Below are 15544 nucleotides of genomic sequence, written 5' to 3'. Positions count from 1 at the left end.
ACGATGGCTAAGACAATTAAAATTACACAAACCCGCAGTTCAATCGGCCGCCTGCCTAAGCATAAAGCGACTCTGGTTGGCTTGGGTCTGCGTCGCATCAATCACACCGTTGAGCGTGAAGACACGCCTGCTGTACGCGGTATGATTAACGCGATTTCCTACATGCTGAAAGTGGAGGAGTAAGAGATGCGTTTAAACACTCTGTCTCCGGCCGAAGGGTCTAAACACGCTTCTAAGCGTCTGGGTCGTGGTATCGGTTCTGGCCTCGGTAAAACTGGTGGTCGTGGTCACAAAGGTCAGAACTCTCGTTCTGGTGGTGGCGTACGTCGCGGTTTCGAGGGTGGTCAGATGCCTCTGTACCGTCGTCTGCCGAAATTCGGTTTCACCTCTCGCAAAGCAATGATCACGACAGAAGTTCGTCTGTCTGATCTGGCGAAAGTTGAAGGCGGTATTGTTGACCTGAATACGCTGAAAGCGGCCAATATTATCGGTGTTCAGATTGAATTCGCGAAAGTGATTCTTTCTGGTGAAGTTTCTGCACCGGTAACGGTTCGCGGTCTGCGTGTCACCAAAGGTGCTCGTGCTGCAATCGAAGCTGCTGGCGGTAAAATCGAGGAATAAGTAGCAGATGGCAAAGCAACCGGGATTAGATTTTCAAAGTGCCAAAGGTGGCTTTGGTGAACTGAAGCGCAGACTGTTGTTTGTAATCGGTGCACTCATTGTCTTCCGAATTGGCTCTTTTATTCCAATCCCCGGTATCGATGCCACTGTACTTGCCAAACTGCTTGAGCAACAGCGTGGCACCATCATTGAAATGTTTAACATGTTCTCTGGTGGTGCTCTCAGTCGTGCCTCAATCTTCGCACTGGGTATTATGCCGTATATTTCGGCTTCTATTATTATCCAGCTGCTGACGGTGGTTCATCCAGCGTTAGCTGAGATTAAGAAAGAGGGTGAAGCTGGTCGTCGTAAGATTAGCCAGTACACTCGCTACGGCACACTGGTTCTGGCTGTATTCCAGTCGATCGGTATTGCTACCGGTTTACCGAATATGCCTGGAATGCAGGGACTGGTAATGAATCCAGGCTTTGCATTCTACTTTACCGCTGTTGTAAGTCTGGTTACCGGGACAATGTTCCTGATGTGGCTGGGCGAACAGATTACTGAACGAGGTATTGGTAACGGTATCTCGATCATTATCTTCGCAGGTATTGTTGCGGGCCTCCCGCCGGCCATTGGCCATACCATCGAGCAAGCGCGGCAAGGTGACCTGCACTTCCTTCTGTTGCTGTTGGTTGCAGTTCTAGTATTTGCAGTGACGTTCTTTGTTATTTTCGTCGAGCGTGGCCAGCGCCGCATTGTGGTCAACTACGCTAAACGTCAGCAAGGTCGTCGTGTATATGCTGCACAGAGCACACATTTACCGTTGAAAGTGAACATGGCGGGCGTAATCCCAGCTATTTTTGCTTCCAGCATTATTCTGTTCCCGGCGACCATAGCATCATGGTTCGGGGGCGGTACCGGTTGGAACTGGCTGACAACAATTTCGCTGTATTTGCAACCAGGACAGCCGCTTTATGTGCTACTCTATGCGACTGCAATCATCTTCTTCTGTTTCTTCTACACGGCGTTGGTCTTCAACCCACGTGAAACAGCAGATAACCTGAAGAAGTCTGGTGCATTCGTACCGGGAATTCGTCCGGGAGAGCAAACGGCGAAGTACATCGATAAAGTGATGACACGTCTGACCTTAATTGGCGCACTGTATATTACCTTTATCTGCCTGATCCCGGAGTTCATGCGTGATGCTATGAAAGTTCCATTCTACTTTGGCGGCACATCGCTGCTCATTGTAGTGGTCGTCATCATGGACTTTATGGCTCAAGTGCAAACTCTGATGATGTCAAGTCAGTACGAGTCTGCATTGAAGAAAGCTAACCTGAAAGGCTACGGCCGTTAATTCGGGTGCTTGAGAAGTTACGGAGAGTAAAAATGAAAGTTCGTGCTTCCGTCAAGAAATTATGTCGTAACTGCAAAATCATTCGCCGCGACGGTGTCGTACGTGTGATCTGCAGCGCCGAGCCAAAGCATAAACAGCGCCAAGGCTGATATTGTCACATATTTTTCTTGCAAAGTCGGGTTGAGCTGGCTAGATTAGCCAGCCAATCTTTTGTATGTCGATGCGTTACCATTTGAGTATCCTGAAAACGGGCTTTTCAGCATGGGACGCATTTGTTTAATTATAGGAGTGCATAGTGGCCCGTATAGCAGGCATTAACATTCCTGATCAAAAACATACCGTTATCGCATTAACTTCGATTTTCGGTATCGGTAAAACTCGTTCTAAAGCCATCTGCGCTTCAACGGGTATTGCTGAAAATGTTAAGATCAGAGAGCTGTCTGAAGAACAAATTGAACAGCTGCGTGAAGCAGTTGGTAAATTCGTTGTTGAAGGTGATCTGCGCCGTGAAATCACCCTGAGCATCAAGCGTCTGATGGACCTTGGTTGCTATCGTGGTTTACGCCATCGTCGTGGTCTGCCAGTTCGCGGTCAGCGTACTAAGACCAATGCACGTACCCGTAAGGGTCCGCGTAAACCGATCAAGAAATAATCGGGGTGAGTAAATAATGGCAAAGGCACCAGTTCGTGCACGTAAGCGTGTAAGAAAACAAGTCTCAGATGGCGTGGCTCATGTCCATGCATCTTTTAACAACACCATCGTTACCATTACTGATCGTCAGGGTAACGCACTGGGTTGGGCAACCGCCGGTGGTTCCGGTTTCCGCGGTTCACGTAAATCTACTCCGTTTGCTGCTCAGGTAGCTGCAGAGCGCTGTGCAGAAGCAGTGAAAGATTACGGTATTAAGAATCTGGAAGTTATGGTTAAGGGTCCGGGTCCGGGTCGCGAATCAACAATTCGTGCTCTGAACGCTGCTGGTTTCCGCATCACTAATATTACTGATGTGACTCCAATCCCTCACAACGGTTGTCGTCCGCCGAAAAAACGTCGCGTTTAATCGCCCGTTTTTAGGTTAGTTGGAGAAAGAAAATGGCAAGATATTTGGGTCCTAAGCTCAAGCTGAGCCGTCGTGAGGGTACCGACTTATTCCTTAAGTCTGGCGTTCGCGCGATCGATACCAAGTGCAAAATTGAACAACCACCTGGTCAGCATGGTGCGCGTAAACCGCGTCTGTCTGACTACGGCGGCCAGTTGCGTGAAAAGCAGAAAGTTCGTCGTATGTACGGCGTGCTGGAGCGTCAGTTCCGCAACTACTATAAAGAAGCAGCACGTCTGAAAGGCAACACAGGTGAAAACCTGCTGGCCCTGCTGGAAGGTCGTCTGGATAACGTTGTTTACCGTATGGGCTTTGGCGCCACTCGTGCAGAAGCACGTCAGCTGGTTAGCCATAAATCTATCCTGGTGAACGGTCGCGTTGTTAACATCGCTTCTTATCAGGTATCTCCGAATGATGTCGTAAGCATCCGTGAGAAAGCCAAACAGCAATCTCGCGTGAAGGCCGCTCTGGAGCTGGCTGAGCAGCGTGAAAAGCCAACCTGGCTGGAAGTTGATGCTACTAAGATGGAGGGTGTGTTCAAGCGTATTCCTGAACGTACTGATCTGTCTGCGGACATTAACGAACACCTGATCGTCGAGCTTTACTCTAAGTAAAGCTTAGTACCAAAGAGAGGACACAATGCAGGGTTCTGTGACAGAGTTTCTAAAACCGCGCCTGGTAGATATCGAGCAAGTGAGTTCGACGCACGCCAAGGTGACCCTTGAGCCGTTAGAGCGTGGCTTTGGCCATACTCTTGGTAACGCACTGCGCCGTATTCTGCTTTCTTCCATGCCGGGTTGCGCGGTGACCGAGGTTGAGATTGATGGTGTGCTTCATGAGTACTCCACCAAAGAGGGCGTACAGGAAGATATCCTGGAAATCCTGCTTAACCTGAAAGGGTTGGCGGTAAGAGTTCAAGGTAAAGATGAAGTCATCCTTACTCTGAATAAATCTGGCATTGGCCCTGTGACTGCAGCCGACATCACCCACGACGGTGATGTTGAAATCGTCAAGCCGCAGCATGTGATCTGCCATCTGACCGATGAAAACGCATCTATTAGCATGCGTATCAAAGTTCAGCGTGGTCGTGGTTATGTGCCGGCTTCTGCCCGAATTCATTCGGAAGAAGATGAGCGCCCAATCGGCCGTCTGTTGGTTGACGCTTGCTACAGCCCTGTAGACCGTATCGCCTACAATGTTGAAGCAGCGCGTGTAGAACAGCGTACCGACCTGGACAAGCTGGTCATCGAAATGGAAACCAACGGCACAATCGATCCTGAAGAGGCGATTCGTCGTGCGGCAACCATCCTGGCAGAACAACTGGAAGCTTTCGTTGATTTACGTGATGTACGTCAGCCGGAAGTGAAAGAAGAGAAACCAGAATTCGATCCGATCCTGCTGCGCCCTGTTGACGATCTGGAATTGACTGTCCGCTCTGCTAACTGCCTTAAGGCAGAAGCTATCCACTACATCGGTGATCTGGTACAGCGTACCGAGGTTGAGCTGCTTAAAACGCCTAACCTGGGTAAAAAATCTCTTACCGAGATTAAAGATGTGCTTGCTTCACGTGGTTTGTCTCTGGGCATGCGCCTGGAAAACTGGCCACCAGCAAGCATTGCTGATGAATAACCCGATCACAGGTTAAGGTTTCACTGAGAAGGATAAGGTCATGCGCCATCGTAAGAGTGGTCGTCAACTGAACCGCAACAGCAGCCATCGTCAGGCTATGTTCCGCAACATGGCTGGTTCTCTGGTTCGTCATGAGATCATTAAGACGACTCTGCCGAAAGCCAAAGAGCTGCGCCGCGTAGTTGAGCCGCTGATTACTCTTGCCAAGACCGACAGCGTAGCTAATCGTCGTCTGGCATTCGCCCGCACTCGTGATAACGAGATCGTGGCAAAACTGTTTAACGAGCTGGGCCCGCGTTTCGCGAGCCGTGCCGGTGGTTACACTCGCATTTTGAAGTGTGGCTTCCGTGCTGGTGACAACGCTCCGATGGCTTACATCGAGCTGGTTGATCGTCCAGAAGCTCAAGCAGAAGCTACTGCAGAGTAATTTGCAGTATCGTAGAAAACCCGCTTCGGCGGGTTTTTTATTGTCTTAATTCCTTCCCATTTACTCCCCTTTCGCTATGCTGATGGCAGATATACCCGTCAGGAACGCTCTTATGTGGCTAATTGATCAACTTGTTGAGCAGCGCATCCGTGAAGCTCAGGAAAAAGGTGAACTGAGTAATCTGCCCGGCGAAGGCGCGCCTTTAAAGATAGATGATGACAGCGGAGTGCCGGTTGAACTGCGCACGGCATATCGTCTATTGAAAAACTCTGGTCACTTACCGCCGGAACTTGAAATGCGTCGTGAAGCGTTAGCGTTAAATGATCTGCTTCGCGACCTGAATCCTGACGATGGCAAGGCGCGTGAATTATCGAAACGCTTAGCGCTGCTAGAAATCAAACTCCAGCAAGCCGGAATCAGTACCGACTTCTTGCGAGGCGATTATAGCGACGTCATCCATCATCATTTGCAGCGGGAGATATAGCATGTATCGAATTGGCCAGCTGGCAAAAATGGCGGATGTTACGCCAGACACTATCCGCTTTTATGAAAAACAGCAGATGATGAATCACGAGGTACGCACTGAGGGCGGCTTTCGCCTTTATAGTGAAGATGATTTACAGCGGCTGCGTTTTATTCGCTATGGTCGCCAACTCGGCTTCAGCTTAGAATCAATTCGTGGTTTATTGTCGATCCGCATCGATCCTGAACATCACACATGCCAGGAATCCAAAGCCATTGTGGCGAAGCGTTTAGATGAAGTTAATGGCATGATCGCTGAACTGCAGACGATCCAGCGTTCATTGCATCGTTTGGCTGATACCTGCTGCGGCGACGCACATAGCAGCGCCTGCTGTTCAATACTTGAAGCTCTGGAAAGAGGTGAAGAGCCGCAGCCTGAAATTTGTTGCAGCAAGGATTGAATTTTGCGCTGGAAGGAATATAGTTGCGCCGTTAATAACCGGAGGACGAGATGACTCGCTATCAGCACCAAAAAGGTAAAATCAACGACAATGCACTTGAAGCATTATTACATGATCCACTGTTTAGGCAGCGCGTTGAGAAGAATCAGAAAGGAAAAGGCAGCTACCAACGTAAAAACAAACATGCTAAAGGACGTAACTGGGAGGCCAGTGATAAGCAGAAGAGTTTATCACTGGTCTTCTTCTTTAGAGACAAAAAAGCCGCCTTATTTGGGCGGCTTTTTCATCATAATTTATCGTGATTTTGTTGTTTTAACAGGTCACGGATTTCAGTAAGCAGTAACTCTTCATTTGTTGGCTTAGGGGCAGCTTTCTCAACTTCTTTTTTCTGATAAAGCTTATTCATTACTTTAATTGCCAGGAAGATTGCGAAGGCAACAATAACGAAATCAAATACAGTCTGAATAAAGTTACCGTACTCCATCACTACAGCAGGAATATCACCTTCTGCTGGCTTTAGTACCCACTTGAACTGTTTGAAATCGACGCCACCAATCAGCAAGCCAAGTGGCGGCATGATGATATTGGCAACCAGTGAAGAAACAATCTTACCAAAAGCGGCACCGATGATGACACCGACTGCCAGGTCAACCACGTTCCCACGCATTGCAAAATCACGAAACTCTTTGAATAAACTCATTGTTATCTCCTTGCCTTGGCCAATGGCTAAAGTCTAACAAACCTTTCTGCAATTGCCATTAGAACAATGGATTAAGCAAAACTTTCACGGCGGGCTTTCGCCCGCAGCTTTTACAGGAAGAATGGACTTGGCTGGAACAGACGCTCAACATCGGGCACAAACTTCTTATCCGTCAGGAACATAATTACGTGATCGCCCTGTTCAACACGCACATTATCATTGGCGATGATCACTTCATCACCGCGCACCACAGCACCGATAATGGTTCCCGGCGGCAGCTTAATATCTTCTATAAGGCGTCCAACCACGCGAGATGTTGTTTCATCGCCATGTGCGATAGCTTCGATGGCTTCTGCAATACCGCGGCGTAGTGAAGAAACGCCAACGATATCTGCTTTACGGACGTGGCTAAGCAGCGCCGAGATGGTGGCTTGTTGTGGCGAAATCGCAATGTCGATCACGCTGCCTTGAACAAGATCGACATAGGCGCGGCGCTGGATCAGCACCATCACTTTCTTAGCGCCCATTTTCTTGGCCAGCATGGCCGACATAATATTAGCTTCATCATCATTAGTGACCGCAATGAAGAGATCCACCTGATCGACATGCTCTTCGGCCAGCAATTCCTGATCCGAAGCATCGCCGTAAAACACGATGGTATCGTGTAATCGTTCTGCTAGTTCCGCCGCACGCTGTTGATTACGTTCAATCAATTTCACGCTGTACTGTTTTTCGAGGCGCTGCGCCAATCCAAAGCCGATATTTCCGCCGCCAACCAGCATGATGCGCTTATACGGTTTTTCCAGACGCTGCATTTCGCTCATTACCGCTCGAATATGCTGGCTCGCGGCAATAAAGAACACTTCATCGCCGGCTTCCACAATCGTAGAACCCTGCGGCCGAATTGGGCGATCCTGGCGGAAAATCGCCGCGACTCGCGTATCAATATGCGGCATATGTTCCCGCATGATCGACAAAGGATTCCCGACCAGCGGACCGCCATAATAGGCTTTGACCACTGCGAGGCTCACTTTGCCTTCGGCAAAATTCACCACCTGAAGTGCGCCAGGATACTGAATCAAACGGTAGATATTATCGATCACCAACTGCTCAGGAGAGATCAAATGATCAATCGGCACGGCTTCCGGCACAAACAGCTTTTCAGCATCGCGTAAGTATTCTGCGGCACGAATACGCGCGATACGATTGGGCGTATTGAAAAGCGAATACGCAATCTGACAAGCCACCATATTGGTTTCATCGGAGTTGGTTACCGCCACCAACATATCCGCATCTTCAGCACCGGCTTCACGCAAAATACGCGGATGGGATCCGTGACCATGCACTACGCGCAGATCAAATTTGTCCTGCAACACGCGCAAACGCGTGGCATCGCTGTCGACGACGGTAATATCGTTATTTTCCCCGACCAAATTTTCTGCCAGGGTTCCGCCGACCTGGCCGGCGCCGAGGATAATGATTTTCATGGCTTAGATGCTCTTGTCAGCGTGCGCAGCACTATTTTTTCATCAGCTTAGCGTAGAAGAAGCCGTCGCCGCCATCGATGGTCGGGAAAACCTGCCAGCCATTGGTTTGTCCCTGTGGCAACTTCTCAGCCACGGCGTCGCTGTGCGCTGCCAAAAAGGCGCTGATTTGGTTGTGGTTCTCTTCCGGCAATATTGAGCAGGTGGCATAAATCATCGTGCCGCCAGATTTCAGACGCGGCCAAACGGCCTCAAGAATTTCACGCTGCAGATTCGCCAGCTCAGGAATATCACGATCGCGACGCAACCACTTGATGTCTGGATGACGACGAATTACGCCTGTGGCAGAGCAGGGTGCATCGAGCAGGATGCGATCAAACTGCATATCACCGCACCATTCTGCCGGTGTGCGGCCATCGCCCTGACGCACTTCAGCCTGCATGCCTAAGCGCTGCAAGTTCTCATGCACGCGGAGTAGGCGTTGCGGGTCAACATCGACAGCCAATACTTTGGCCTGCGGCGCGATTTCGAGGATATGTGTGGTTTTACCACCCGGAGCAGCGCAGAGATCGAGAATCGATTCCCCATCTTTTGGCTCAAGCAGCAGTGCGCAACGTTGTGCTGAAAGATCCTGCACCGTTACCCAACCCTGATCGAAGCCCGGCAGCTGGCTAACTGGAGCAGGTGATTCCAGACGCAATGCATCTTGCGCATCGCCAGGAAAAGCCACTTTCTCTTCTGCCTGCAATAGTGCCAGCCAGGCATCACGACTGTGATGCTGGCGATTGACGCGCAGCCACATCGGCGGTCGCTGATTGTTGGCTTCAACAATCTGTTGCCACTGTTCTGGCCATGCTGCTTGCAGACGTTTCAGCAACCAGCTTGGGTGCCAGTAACGTTGCGAGCCCTGATCGACTTCGGCTAACAGCGCTTCTTGCTGACGCAGGAACTGGCGCAACACGCCATTTAACAGGCCTTTCAAAGCCGTACGCTTTAGCACTTCAGCACCCGCCACGGTTTCTGCCAGCGCCGCATGGGCCGGCACGCGGGTATAAAGTAGCTGATAAAGGCCAACCATCAACAGATAATGCAACACTCGCTGCTTACCGGTTAAGGTGCGTTCCATCAGTTTGCCGATTAAGGCTTCCAGCTGCGGCAGTGTGCGCATCACGCCAAAACAGAGCTCTTGCAGCAGCGCGCTATCTTTATCGGATAAGGTCTTTTGCGCGCCCGGCAAAATGGCACTTAGCGACTCGCCTTTGTCCACAACGCGTTCAATGAGTTGCGCGGCCAGGCTGCGCAAGTTGGTAGCTTTTTTCATGTTATTTCATCAAACAAAAAGCCCGGTTAAACCGGGCTTGGAAGATCAGGCCAGAACGGTTCCAGGTACGAACCATTCGCGGCGCGAATTGAGCAGGTCCTGAGCGGACATGGCTTTTTTACCGGCAGGTTGCAGCGATACCAGATTCAGCACACCATTGGCCGTTGCAATCTGAATGCCTTGTTTATCAGCATGAACGATTTCACCGGGTTGTTTGTTCTGATGCGGCAAAACCGTTGCCCGCCAGACTTTTACCGGTTGCTCTTCAATCATGAAATAGCTCATTGGCCATGGATTGAAGGCACGAATACAACGTTCCAACTGCGCTGCTGAAAGTGACCAATCGAGACGCGCTTCTTCTTTACTCAGCTTCTCGGCATAAGAGACCAGCGCTTCATCCTGAACTTCAGGCTTGGCATTACCACTTGCCAGCAGATCCAGCGTTAACAGCATGCCTTGTGGACCGAGTTGCGCCAGTTTCTCATACAGCGAAGCGCTGGTATCTTCAGCCGTAATTGGGCAGGAGAGTTTATGCAGCATGTCGCCGGTATCAAGGCCAACATCCATCTGCATGATGGTGACACCGGTTTCGGTATCGCCGGCCCAGAGAGAGCGTTGGATTGGGGCCGCACCGCGCCAGCGTGGCAGCAGCGAACCATGCACATTAATACAACCCAGGCGCGGCATCGCCAACACGGCTTTCGGCAGGATCAAGCCATAAGCGACCACCACCATGATATCGGCCTGCAGATCGGCAACCAGATGCTGATTCTCTTCAGGCTTCAGGGATTTCGGCTGAAATACGGGAATATCGTGAGCCTGTGCCAGTACTTTGACCGGGCTTGGCGTAAGCTTGTTTCCGCGTCCGGCTGGACGATCGGGCTGGGTAAAGACGCCAACAACCTGATGCTCAGAAGCAAGCAGCGCGTCTAAATGACGCGCTGCAAAGTCAGGTGTACCGGCAAAGATAATTTTGAGCGGTGCAGACACAGTTTAACCTTCTATTAGCACTTAATCTTCGCGTGCGTTAAGGCGGGCCAATTTTTCCAGCTTCTGTTTGATACGCTGACGTTTCAGTGGCGACAGATAATCAATGAAAAGTTTGCCATCGAGATGATCGATTTCATGCTGGATACAAATCGCCAGCAGACCGTCGGTTTCCAGCTCAAAGCTTTTACCGTCGCGATCCTGCGCACGCACTTTTACCCACTCTGCACGCGGCACAAAAGCACGTTGTTCAGGGATGGAAAGGCAGCCTTCTTCAATACCGGTTTCACCGCTTTTTTCCAGCAGTTCCGGATTGATCAGCACCAAACGCTCGTCACGGTTTTCTGAAACATCAATAACAATGATGCGCTGATGAATATCGACCTGAGTCGCCGCTAAACCAATACCTTCTTCGGCGTACATGGTTTCAAACATGTCGTCGACAATACGCTGCACGTCTGCGTTTACGGTTGCCACCGGCGCAGCGATTTTGCGAAGGCGATCATCAGGGAAATGTAATACCTGCAAAACTGACATAAATATCCAGATCTGTATGCGTTAAAGAAAAGATTACTGCCTCATATTGTAGACTTTTTGATGCCTGATTGACAGCATTGCACCGCATGATAGCGCGGCTGACAGGGAGTGCAGCATGGAGAGAATTGAATGGATGCTTAGGCTGGCAAATGTGAAAGGCTTAAGCGGTCAGGTTGTCAGACATTTAGCTCATGCATTGCAGAGTAATGCTCAGGTTGATGACGATCTTTTACAGGATCAGGGATTAAACGAAACCCAGCGACAACAGTTTAAAGTGCTGTGTCCACGCCAGTTAGAACGAACGCATCTGTGGCTGGAGGATGAACAGCATCAGCTAGTTTCCTGTATCGATGAACATTATCCCTCGACGTTAGCGGAAATCAGTCGAAGACCCTCATTGCTGTATGTCGCTGGAAGTTTGGATGCTTTGCAGACGCCCCAAATCGGTGTCGTGGGCAGCCGTCATTGCACGCATTATGGTAAGCAGTGGGGAAGCTGGTTTACACAGCAATTGGCGCTGAGTGGATTGACCATCACCAGCGGCCTGGCGCGTGGAATTGATGGCGTGGCGCATCGTGCCGCGCTAGAAGCGCAGGGTAAAACTGTGGCGGTGTTAGGTAGCGGACTACAGCATATTTACCCTAAAAGTCATCAAGCGCTGGCACGCGAGATCATCACCGGCGGTGGCGCACTGATCTCGGAATTCCCCCTTGATACGGCACCGCATGCGGTGAATTTTCCCCGACGTAATCGCATCATCAGTGGTTTAAGCCTTGGCGTATTAGTGATTGAGGCCACTTTGAAAAGCGGATCGCTGGTGACGGCACGCTACGCTTTGGAACAAAATCGTAACGTTTATGCGTTACCCGGCGCGCTAGGCAATCCCGGCAGTGAAGGAACGCACTGGCTTATCCAGCAAGGCGCGCTGCTGGTGGCGCATCCCAACAATATCCTTGAAGATTTACATTCAACACTTCAATGGTTGCCTGATAGCAGTTCAGAAACAATATATTCACAACACAGTGACGATGTGCCATTGCCATTTGCAACTGTGTTGGCTAACGTAGGTGATGAGGTTACACCTGTTGACGTTGTCGCTGAACGTGCCGGCCAACCTGTGCCAGTTATCGCAGCTCACCTGCTGGAGCTGGAGTTAGCAGGATGGATCGCAGCTGTACCCGGCGGCTATGTCCGATTGAGGAGGGCATGCCATGTTCGACGTACTTATGTACTTGTTTGAGACGTATATCCACAACGAAGCTGAAATGCGCGTTGATCAGGATAAATTGACCGATGATTTAGCCGATGCCGGTTTTCATCGTGAAGATATCTACAATGCGTTGAATTGGCTTGAACGGTTAGCGGATTATCAGGAAGGCTTGGTTGCGCCTGTACTCATGGCAAACGATCCGCTCTCAATGCGAATCTACACCGAAGAGGAAAACCAGCGCTTAGATGCAGAATGTCGCGGTTTTATTTTGTTCCTGGAACAGGTCCAGGTGCTGAATATGGAAACGCGCGAAATGGTCATCGAACGTGTAATGGCCCTTGATACCCTCGAATTCGATCTTGAAGATCTCAAATGGGTGGTGTTGATGGTGCTGTTTAACATCCCAGGATGTGAAAACGCCTATCAGCAAATGGAAGAACTGTTATTCGACGTCAATGAAGGTATGCTGCATTAATAATCTGCGATTGATGCAACCGGTAATATGAGTAAATCAGCACTATTTTCCGTGCCTAAACACGATCCCTGCCCCGCTTGCGGGGCAGAATTAGTTATACGTTCTGGCAAACACGGCCCTTTTCTGGGGTGTGTGAATTATCCCACCTGCGATTACATCCGCCCGCTGAAAAGTCAGGGAGATGGTCATGTCGTTAAAGTACTGGAAGGCCATGCGTGCCCTCAGTGTGGCGCAGACAAAGTTCTGCGTCAGGGACGATTTGGCATGTTCGTGGGTTGCAGTCATTATCCGGAATGTGATTACACCGAAACCATCGATAAGCCAGATGAAACAGCTATCGCCTGTCCGCAATGTCAGAACGGTAAACTAGTACAACGGCGCTCGCGCTATGGCAAAACCTTCTACTCCTGCGATCGCTATCCAGATTGTCAGTTTGTCCTTAACGCAGCGCCGGTTGAAGGCGTTTGCCCGTATTGCCAGTTCCCATTATTAATAGAGAAGAAAACCGCAAAAGGCATGAAGCGCTTCTGCGCCAGCAAACGCTGCGGTAAGCCCATCGTCCAGGATGAATCATCATCATGAAGCCAAGTCAGTATTCAGCGGGTAGTCTCGATTATTGCATTGAGAAGCTACAGCAACAGGAAGTTATCGCCTATCCAACCGAAGCCGTATTTGGATTGGGCTGCGATCCCGATAGCGAAGAGGCCGTAATGGCGCTTTTGGCGCTCAAGCAGCGCCCAGTCGAGAAGGGACTCATTTTGATTGCGTCCGATTACGCGCAGCTGGAACCTTATATCGCGGATCGTGAACTCTCGGTGCTGCAGCGCGAGCGTATGTTTGCAAGTTGGCCAGGCCCGGTGACCTATGTGGTGCCCGCCTCGCCACATACGCCGCGCTGGTTAACCGGGCGTTTCGACTCACTGGCCATTCGCGTTAGCGATCATCCGGACGTAAAGGCTTTGTGTCGTGGTTTTGGTAAACCTCTGGTTTCGACCAGCGCCAATCTTTCCGGCGAACCGCCATGCCGTAATGCGGATGAGGTTGCTAAGCAATTTGGTCCGCAGTTCCCGGTCTTGCATGCTGAAACAGGTGGGCGACTGAATCCTTCTGAAATCCGCGACGTCATTAGCGGTGAACTTATCCGTCAGGGCTAATACATGGAAAATTTTGCCGTTTTTGGTCATCCGATTGCGCACAGCAAATCTCCTTTCATTCACCGCCTGTTCGCTGAGCAAACTGGCATTGAGCATCAATATGGCAAGGAGTGCGCGCCACTTGAGGGATTTCCACAGTCGATCGCGGATTTCTTTGCGCAAGGCGGTAAAGGTGCCAATGTCACACTGCCTTTTAAACAGCAGGCGTGGGAATTTGCTGATGAGCTCAGCGAGCGCGCGGCATTATCTGGTGCGGTTAATACCTTAAAGAAAGATGCGCAGGGCAAGATCTTCGGGGATAACACGGATGGCATCGGCTTGCTCAGCGATCTGGAACGATTGCAGATGATCCATCCCGGCGATCAAATTCTGCTGGTGGGCGCCGGTGGTGCTGCGCGTGGCGTGATCCTGCCTCTGCTTTCATTCGGATGTTCGCTGGTGGTGGTGAATCGCACCGTGGAACGCGCCGAGCAGCTGGCAGAGATTTTCCAGCATAGCGGAGATATTAAAGCGGCCAGCTTTGAGCAATTAGCAGATCAGCAATTTGATCTGATCATTAATGCGACCTCAAGTGGTGTTGATGGCAAAGTTCCGGCGTTGGCCACATCGCTAATTCATGCGCAAACGCGGTGCTACGACATGTTTTATCAACAAGGTTTGACGCCATTCTTAATGTGGTGTCAGCAGCAGGGCGCGCAGCAGCTGGCGGATGGCGTTGGTATGTTAGTGGGTCAAGCCGCTCATGCTTTCCATTTATGGCATGGCGTGATGCCAGAGATCACGCCAGTGATTGCCAAACTAAAGCAGTCGATGCAGCAGGTATAAGGTTGGCGTTCAGGGATGAGTTTGGCTTTCCTGATCGAGATATTCATTCTTCCAATCCACATAGTTGTTGGACGAATAAAGCAGCCCGGCAATCTCCGCTTCACTGAGCGGGCGCACTTGTTTAACCGGGCTGCCTAAATACAGGTAGCCACTTTCCAGCCGTTTACCCGGCGGCACCAAACTGCCAGCGCCAATCATCACATCATCTTCAACGATCACGCCGTCCAGTAGAATGGATCCCATACCAACCAATACGCGATTGCCGATAGTACAGCCGTGCAGCATCGCCTTATGCCCTACTGTGACATCTTCGCCGACAATCAGCGGATAACCTTCTGGGTTGCTGGTGGACTTGTGAGTGACATGCAGTACGCTGCCATCCTGAATATTGCTTCTTTTACCTATCACGACTTTATTGACGTCACCGCGAATCGCAACCAGCGGCCAGATGCTTACGTCATCGGCAAGTTGTACTTCACCCACCACCACGCTGCTGCTGTCGATCATCACGCGATCGCCTCGTTGTGGAAAATGGTTCTTATAAGGCCGTAGGGCTGTAGACATGATCTTCTCCTTTTACGTTTTTACCCAAGCCTGCGGCTTAATAGGCGGATAAACAAGATGATTTTTGAGCGGATCGCTCGCGATCGCAGCGAAAAGAGTGAAAACTCGCCAGTCGATTAAAAAGATCGAAAAAAGGGGTTGTGCAAAAAATTCGGATCCCTATAATGCGCCACCACTGAGACGGCAAAGCGGCAACGCAGACGGCTCAGCAGGGAGTGAAGAAATTCATCCCGCCGGATGAAAACGCTGAA

Annotated in this window: 23 protein-coding genes; 17 read left to right on the top strand and 6 right to left on the bottom strand. The window is 50.5% G+C overall.

All coding sequences use genetic code 11. The annotated features are described in order from the left end of the window. The first annotated feature begins 3 nt into the window (after positions 1-3). The 12 genes from rpmD (at position 4) to FHW71_RS23250 (ending at position 6338) form a co-directional block, all read left to right on the top strand. Positions 4-183: a 50S ribosomal protein L30 gene (rpmD, locus tag FHW71_RS23305; RefSeq protein WP_007891681.1), complete on the top strand. Its 180-nt coding sequence runs from the start codon at positions 4-6 to the stop codon at positions 181-183. Between the two features lie 3 nt (positions 184-186). Next, positions 187-621 (top strand): 50S ribosomal protein L15, encoded by a 435-nt coding sequence (gene rplO, locus FHW71_RS23300; RefSeq protein ID WP_007891684.1) that lies wholly within the window; start codon positions 187-189, stop codon positions 619-621. Between the two features lie 7 nt (positions 622-628). Continuing rightward, on the top strand, positions 629-1960 hold the full coding sequence (secY, locus tag FHW71_RS23295) for a preprotein translocase subunit SecY (protein ID WP_007891686.1): 1332 nt from the start codon (positions 629-631) through the stop codon (positions 1958-1960). A 32-nt stretch (positions 1961-1992) separates the two neighbouring features. After that, complete coding sequence (rpmJ, locus tag FHW71_RS23290) at positions 1993-2109, top strand: 50S ribosomal protein L36 (protein WP_004160566.1); 117 nt, start codon at positions 1993-1995, stop codon at positions 2107-2109. 146 nt (positions 2110-2255) lie between these two features. Then, positions 2256-2612, top strand: a complete 357-nt coding sequence (gene rpsM / locus FHW71_RS23285; protein ID WP_034830736.1) for a 30S ribosomal protein S13 — start codon at positions 2256-2258, stop codon at positions 2610-2612. A gap of 16 nt (positions 2613-2628) precedes the next feature. Then, entirely contained in the window at positions 2629-3018 is a 390-nt protein-coding gene (rpsK, locus tag FHW71_RS23280; RefSeq protein WP_004160563.1) for a 30S ribosomal protein S11, read from the top strand. Positions 3019-3050: 32 nt separating this feature from the next. After that, complete coding sequence (gene rpsD, locus FHW71_RS23275) at positions 3051-3671, top strand: 30S ribosomal protein S4 (RefSeq protein ID WP_007891687.1); 621 nt, start codon at positions 3051-3053, stop codon at positions 3669-3671. Positions 3672-3696: 25 nt separating this feature from the next. Continuing rightward, positions 3697-4686, top strand: a complete 990-nt coding sequence (rpoA, locus tag FHW71_RS23270) for a DNA-directed RNA polymerase subunit alpha (protein WP_007891688.1) — start codon at positions 3697-3699, stop codon at positions 4684-4686. A 40-nt stretch (positions 4687-4726) separates the two neighbouring features. Further along, positions 4727-5113: a 50S ribosomal protein L17 gene (gene rplQ, locus FHW71_RS23265; RefSeq protein WP_008104728.1), complete on the top strand. Its 387-nt coding sequence runs from the start codon at positions 4727-4729 to the stop codon at positions 5111-5113. 112 nt (positions 5114-5225) lie between these two features. Next, the gene (locus FHW71_RS23260) at positions 5226-5597 is read left to right on the top strand and encodes a DUF1992 domain-containing protein (protein ID WP_179453203.1); all 372 of its coding nucleotides are present in this window, start codon (positions 5226-5228) and stop codon (positions 5595-5597) included. A 1-nt stretch (position 5598) separates the two neighbouring features. Further along, positions 5599-6036 (top strand): Zn(2+)-responsive transcriptional regulator, encoded by a 438-nt coding sequence (zntR, locus tag FHW71_RS23255; protein ID WP_008104724.1) that lies wholly within the window; start codon positions 5599-5601, stop codon positions 6034-6036. Between the two features lie 50 nt (positions 6037-6086). After that, on the top strand, positions 6087-6338 hold the full coding sequence (locus FHW71_RS23250; RefSeq protein WP_179453202.1) for a ribosome alternative rescue factor ArfA: 252 nt from the start codon (positions 6087-6089) through the stop codon (positions 6336-6338). Here FHW71_RS23250 and mscL read toward each other — a convergent pair. From mscL to def, 5 genes are all read right to left on the bottom strand, one after another. Then, the gene (gene mscL, locus FHW71_RS23245; protein ID WP_008104721.1) at positions 6323-6736 is read right to left on the bottom strand and encodes a large-conductance mechanosensitive channel protein MscL; all 414 of its coding nucleotides are present in this window, start codon (positions 6734-6736) and stop codon (positions 6323-6325) included. The genes FHW71_RS23250 and mscL overlap by 16 nt on opposite strands. A gap of 110 nt (positions 6737-6846) precedes the next feature. Then, positions 6847-8223 carry a Trk system potassium transporter TrkA gene (trkA, locus tag FHW71_RS23240; RefSeq protein WP_007891694.1) on the bottom strand — a complete coding sequence of 459 codons (1377 nt, stop codon included), beginning with the start codon at positions 8221-8223 and terminating at the stop codon, positions 6847-6849. 31 nt (positions 8224-8254) lie between these two features. After that, positions 8255-9541 (bottom strand): 16S rRNA (cytosine(967)-C(5))-methyltransferase RsmB, encoded by a 1287-nt coding sequence (gene rsmB, locus FHW71_RS23235; protein WP_179453201.1) that lies wholly within the window; start codon positions 9539-9541, stop codon positions 8255-8257. 45 nt (positions 9542-9586) lie between these two features. Next, positions 9587-10531, bottom strand: coding sequence for a methionyl-tRNA formyltransferase (gene fmt, locus FHW71_RS23230; RefSeq protein WP_179453200.1), 945 nt, complete (start codon positions 10529-10531; stop codon positions 9587-9589). A 21-nt stretch (positions 10532-10552) separates the two neighbouring features. Further along, complete coding sequence (gene def, locus FHW71_RS23225; RefSeq protein WP_008104717.1) at positions 10553-11065, bottom strand: peptide deformylase; 513 nt, start codon at positions 11063-11065, stop codon at positions 10553-10555. Positions 11066-11180: 115 nt separating this feature from the next. Here def and dprA point away from each other — a divergent pair, with 115 nt between their 5' ends. The 5 genes from dprA to aroE are packed head-to-tail and all read left to right on the top strand — an operon-like array spanning position 11181 to position 14729. Then, complete coding sequence (gene dprA / locus FHW71_RS23220) at positions 11181-12305, top strand: DNA-protecting protein DprA (protein ID WP_008104714.1); 1125 nt, start codon at positions 11181-11183, stop codon at positions 12303-12305. Beyond that, positions 12277-12750, top strand: coding sequence for a DUF494 family protein Smg (gene smg / locus FHW71_RS23215; protein ID WP_179453199.1), 474 nt, complete (start codon positions 12277-12279; stop codon positions 12748-12750). Before dprA ends, smg begins: the two co-directional genes overlap by 29 nt. Positions 12751-12777: 27 nt before the next feature. Further along, positions 12778-13332 carry a type I DNA topoisomerase gene (locus FHW71_RS23210; protein ID WP_061719694.1) on the top strand — a complete coding sequence of 185 codons (555 nt, stop codon included), beginning with the start codon at positions 12778-12780 and terminating at the stop codon, positions 13330-13332. Continuing rightward, positions 13329-13904, top strand: a complete 576-nt coding sequence (gene tsaC / locus FHW71_RS23205; RefSeq protein ID WP_179453198.1) for an L-threonylcarbamoyladenylate synthase type 1 TsaC — start codon at positions 13329-13331, stop codon at positions 13902-13904. The genes FHW71_RS23210 and tsaC overlap by 4 nt, the downstream gene beginning before the upstream one ends. Before the next feature lie 3 nt (positions 13905-13907). After that, positions 13908-14729 carry a shikimate dehydrogenase gene (gene aroE / locus FHW71_RS23200; RefSeq protein ID WP_179453197.1) on the top strand — a complete coding sequence of 274 codons (822 nt, stop codon included), beginning with the start codon at positions 13908-13910 and terminating at the stop codon, positions 14727-14729. Between the two features lie 9 nt (positions 14730-14738). Here the strand turns inward: aroE and FHW71_RS23195 are convergent, their stop codons facing one another. After that, positions 14739-15293 carry a gamma carbonic anhydrase family protein gene (locus tag FHW71_RS23195; RefSeq protein WP_179453196.1) on the bottom strand — a complete coding sequence of 185 codons (555 nt, stop codon included), beginning with the start codon at positions 15291-15293 and terminating at the stop codon, positions 14739-14741. Between the last annotated feature and the right edge of the window lie 251 nt (positions 15294-15544).

Origin of the sequence: Enterobacter sp. Sphag1F (assembly GCF_014193275.1) — a bacterium.
Taxonomy (GTDB): domain Bacteria; phylum Pseudomonadota; class Gammaproteobacteria; order Enterobacterales; family Enterobacteriaceae; genus Pantoea; species Pantoea symbiotica.
Note: the sequence above shows the minus strand (reverse complement) of the source record. Positions and strands in the feature narration are given on the sequence as shown.

Excerpts from the sequence above, each read along its gene's own strand:
- zntR (WP_008104724.1), top strand. The coding sequence starts at position 5,599 with ATGTATCGAATTGGCCAGCTGGCAAAAATGGCGGATGTTACGCCAGAC.
- rplQ (WP_008104728.1), top strand. The coding sequence starts at position 4,727 with ATGCGCCATCGTAAGAGTGGTCGTCAACTGAACCGCAACAGCAGCCAT.
- FHW71_RS23195 (WP_179453196.1), bottom strand. The coding sequence starts at position 15,293 with ATGTCTACAGCCCTACGGCCTTATAAGAACCATTTTCCACAACGAGGC.
- secY (WP_007891686.1), top strand. The coding sequence starts at position 629 with ATGGCAAAGCAACCGGGATTAGATTTTCAAAGTGCCAAAGGTGGCTTT.
- rpsK (WP_004160563.1), top strand. The coding sequence starts at position 2,629 with ATGGCAAAGGCACCAGTTCGTGCACGTAAGCGTGTAAGAAAACAAGTC.
- tsaC (WP_179453198.1), top strand. The coding sequence starts at position 13,329 with ATGAAGCCAAGTCAGTATTCAGCGGGTAGTCTCGATTATTGCATTGAG.
- FHW71_RS23250 (WP_179453202.1), top strand. The coding sequence starts at position 6,087 with ATGACTCGCTATCAGCACCAAAAAGGTAAAATCAACGACAATGCACTT.
- trkA (WP_007891694.1), bottom strand. The coding sequence starts at position 8,223 with ATGAAAATCATTATCCTCGGCGCCGGCCAGGTCGGCGGAACCCTGGCA.
- FHW71_RS23260 (WP_179453203.1), top strand. The coding sequence starts at position 5,226 with ATGTGGCTAATTGATCAACTTGTTGAGCAGCGCATCCGTGAAGCTCAG.
- def (WP_008104717.1), bottom strand. The coding sequence starts at position 11,065 with ATGTCAGTTTTGCAGGTATTACATTTCCCTGATGATCGCCTTCGCAAA.
- mscL (WP_008104721.1), bottom strand. The coding sequence starts at position 6,736 with ATGAGTTTATTCAAAGAGTTTCGTGATTTTGCAATGCGTGGGAACGTG.
- rsmB (WP_179453201.1), bottom strand. The coding sequence starts at position 9,541 with ATGAAAAAAGCTACCAACTTGCGCAGCCTGGCCGCGCAACTCATTGAA.
- FHW71_RS23210 (WP_061719694.1), top strand. The coding sequence starts at position 12,778 with ATGAGTAAATCAGCACTATTTTCCGTGCCTAAACACGATCCCTGCCCC.
- smg (WP_179453199.1), top strand. The coding sequence starts at position 12,277 with ATGTTCGACGTACTTATGTACTTGTTTGAGACGTATATCCACAACGAA.
- rpoA (WP_007891688.1), top strand. The coding sequence starts at position 3,697 with ATGCAGGGTTCTGTGACAGAGTTTCTAAAACCGCGCCTGGTAGATATC.
- dprA (WP_008104714.1), top strand. The coding sequence starts at position 11,181 with ATGGAGAGAATTGAATGGATGCTTAGGCTGGCAAATGTGAAAGGCTTA.
- rpmD (WP_007891681.1), top strand. The coding sequence starts at position 4 with ATGGCTAAGACAATTAAAATTACACAAACCCGCAGTTCAATCGGCCGC.
- rpsD (WP_007891687.1), top strand. The coding sequence starts at position 3,051 with ATGGCAAGATATTTGGGTCCTAAGCTCAAGCTGAGCCGTCGTGAGGGT.
- rplO (WP_007891684.1), top strand. The coding sequence starts at position 187 with ATGCGTTTAAACACTCTGTCTCCGGCCGAAGGGTCTAAACACGCTTCT.
- aroE (WP_179453197.1), top strand. The coding sequence starts at position 13,908 with ATGGAAAATTTTGCCGTTTTTGGTCATCCGATTGCGCACAGCAAATCT.
- rpmJ (WP_004160566.1), top strand. The coding sequence starts at position 1,993 with ATGAAAGTTCGTGCTTCCGTCAAGAAATTATGTCGTAACTGCAAAATC.